A 2,876-nucleotide genomic window follows, 5' to 3' on the forward strand; every position below is an offset into this window, starting at 1 on the left:
CTCGAACTGTCGGCCTTCCTGCCGCGCGAGGACGCACGCGACGCCTTTGTCGGCAAAGCGGCGAAGACGATCGCCGAACTGCCGCGCGGGGCGAAAGTCGGCTCGTCGTCGCTGCGGCGGCAAGCGCTGATCCGCCGGATGCGGCCGGATCTCGACGTGGTGATGTTCCGCGGCAATGTGCAGACGCGGCTGCGCAAGCTCGACGAAGGCGTCGCCGCCGGCACGATCCTGGCCTATGCCGGGCTGAAGCGGCTTGGGCTCGAGCATGTCGTCACCGACCTGATACCGCTCGATGTCTTCCCGCCGGCGCCGGGGCAAGGCGCGATCGGCATCGAAACTCGTATCGGCGACCGCGAGGTCGAAAAGATGCTGGCGGCCGTTCATGATGTGCCGACCGGCCAGGCGTTGGCCTGCGAGCGTGCCTTCCTAGCGGCGCTCGATGGCTCCTGCCGCACGCCGATCGCCGGCTATGCGGCGATCGAGGCCGGAAAGCTGTCTTTTGCCGGGCTGATCATCTCGCCCGACGGCACACAGTCACACACGGTCGAGCTGCAGGGATCGGCGCAAGACGCCGCCCGCATCGGCGGCGAAGCGGCCCGGAGCGTGCGCGCCAGGGCCGGCGAAAAGTTCTTCGACGGCTGGCTCTGAAATGCTTCGCGTCCTGGTGACCAGGCCGGAACCGGGTGCTTCGCGCACAGCGCATCGGCTGGAGGAGGCAGGTTTTCAGCCGGTTCTTTTGCCCCTGACCGAAACAAAGGCGTTGCCCGCCGCTGCCGGACTGATCCCGGACGATGCCGTCGCGGTGGCCGTCACAAGCGCCAATGCCATGCGCCATGCGCCGGAAGAAATCATCGCGACGCTCGCCGCCTTGCCTTGTCATGCCGTCGGTAGGCGGACTGCGGAAGCTGCCCGCAAAGCGGGGTTTTTGTCGGTCAGTGAAGGCCCGGGCGATGCCGAGGCGCTGGCCGACGTTCTCGCTGCCGATTTTTCTGGAAAGACGATTGTCTACCTGTGTGGGCGCGTGCGGTTTCCGGCGTTCGAACAGAGGCTCGGGACGGCGGGCGTTCGGGTCCACGCCGTCGAGACCTATGACACGCTGACAGTGGGTTATCCGGACGAAGTCACCCTCGAACGCCTGTCGGGGCAACCTGCCGACGCGGTATTGCTCTATTCAGCCAAGGCGGCGGCGGCGATGCAGATGTTGGCAAGACGGCCCGCTCTGCGCGGTCTCTTCGAAAAAACATGGGTTTTTGCGCTTTCCGCTCGCATCGCCGCAGCCTTCGACGATGCCACCGGCGAAAGGATCCGCATTGCCGCGCAACCTGACGAGGAGGCATTGCTGGCGCTTTTGCAGGCGCCGCGCTGAGCCGCGTCATCACACCGCCCCTTTTCACCGCTTGGTGATGTGCTAGACCCTTTCTGAACCATCATGCGCCGCCAGGCGTTGAGACGAAGCGAATGTGCGGAGCCCAGGCATGGTCAAGACGCCGAAGATGCGACACTCGAAAAGCCGCCGCGAGCCGGTGACCATCGATCTCGAGCCGGGCGCCGTCTCACGCATCGCCGACGAGGACGCCGCCACGCAGGGGGCGCAGACCGACGAGGCGAAGGCCGAGGAAGCAGCGAACGCTTCGCAGCCCGAGGTTCCCGAAGAGCCGGTTCATGCCGACCAGACCGATCTTGAGCCCTGGGAGCATGCCGATGGCGCCGCAGGTGCGGAAGGGCAAGCGCCGGCGGATGGCGGAGCCAAAGCCGCCGAGCCAGAGCTCCCTTATCCCGGTTCGGATGCGCCGCCCAACCGCGCCAAAACCTTCGACTACGGTTTCGACGACGCGTCGGCAGCGCAGACCGACGGCAACAAGGCAAAACCCGAGACACGGGACGAGAAAATGGCGCCAGCCCCTGAAAAGCGTGGCGGCCTCAACGGCATCGCCGCCGGCATCATCGGCGGCGTCATCGCGCTGGTCGGCGCCGGCGGGCTGCAATTTGCCGGCCTGCTCGGCGCGCCGGGTTCCGGTGCCGGCGTCTCGCTCGATGGCGTCAATGGCGACATCGCCTCGCTGAAGACCGAAATCGCCGGCTTGAAGGACGCCGGCGGCAATGGCGATGCAGCGGCGAAGATGGTCGGGCTGTCCTCGGGCCTGGAGCAGGTCAAGGCCGATGTCGCGGCGCTGAAATCGGCTGTCGAGAAAGGTGGAGCAGGCGACGCGGCCGGCGTCACCGCACTGGGCGACAAGGTCGCGCAGATCGAGACGGCGGTCGCCGCCCTCGGCAAGGCGGGCAGCTCGGCGCCGGTCGATCTTGGTCCGCTCACCGAAAAACTGGCAGGCCTCGACGCGCAGGTGAAGTCGGCCGGCGAGGCGGCGACCGCGCAGGATGGCCGGCTGAAAGCGCTGGAGCAGTCTGTGTCGCAGCTGTCCGGCAAGGTCGAGGCGGCGGCGGGACAGCCGAAGATCGCGCTTGCCATCGCGGCTTCGGCCTTGAAGGCGGCGCTTGAGCGTGGCGGGCCGTTTTCGGCCGAACTCGAAACCCTCGCCGCGATTTCGCCTGATGCGCCGCAGCTTGCGGCACTGCGCCCCTATGCCGAAAAGGGCGTTCCAACCCGCGCCGAGATCGCATCGCAGGCTGATGCCGCCGCCAATGCCATGGTCACGGCGGCAACGCCTGTCGATGAGAATGCCGGCTTCGTTCAGAGCCTTCTGTCGAGCGCGCAATCGCTGGTCAAGGTCAGGCCGATCGGCGCCGTCGAAGGCGCCGGCGCACCGGAAACCGTCGCGCGCATGGAGGCGGCGGTCAACCAGGGCGACTACGCCAAGGCACTCAGCGAGTATGAAACGCTGCCCGAGGCCGCCAAGGCCGCGGGCGCCGACTTTGCC

Annotated in this window: 3 protein-coding genes; all 3 read left to right on the forward strand. The window is 67.3% G+C overall.

The genetic code is table 11. From position 1 onward, the window contains the following. On the forward strand, positions 1-648 hold a 648-nt coding region (gene hemC / locus EN991_RS30560), incomplete at its 5' end, for a hydroxymethylbilane synthase (protein ID WP_127370143.1). 1 nt (position 649) lies between these two features. After that, on the forward strand, positions 650-1,366 hold the full coding sequence (locus EN991_RS30565) for a uroporphyrinogen-III synthase (protein WP_127370144.1): 717 nt from the start codon (positions 650-652) through the stop codon (positions 1,364-1,366). A 109-nt stretch (positions 1,367-1,475) separates the two neighbouring features. Then, the coding region (locus EN991_RS30570; protein WP_127370145.1) for a COG4223 family protein at positions 1,476-2,876 on the forward strand (1,401 nt) is incomplete at its 3' end.

The organism is Mesorhizobium sp. M7A.F.Ca.US.005.03.2.1 (genome assembly GCF_003997795.1).
GTDB classification, from domain to species: Bacteria; Pseudomonadota; Alphaproteobacteria; order Rhizobiales; family Rhizobiaceae; genus Mesorhizobium; species Mesorhizobium ciceri.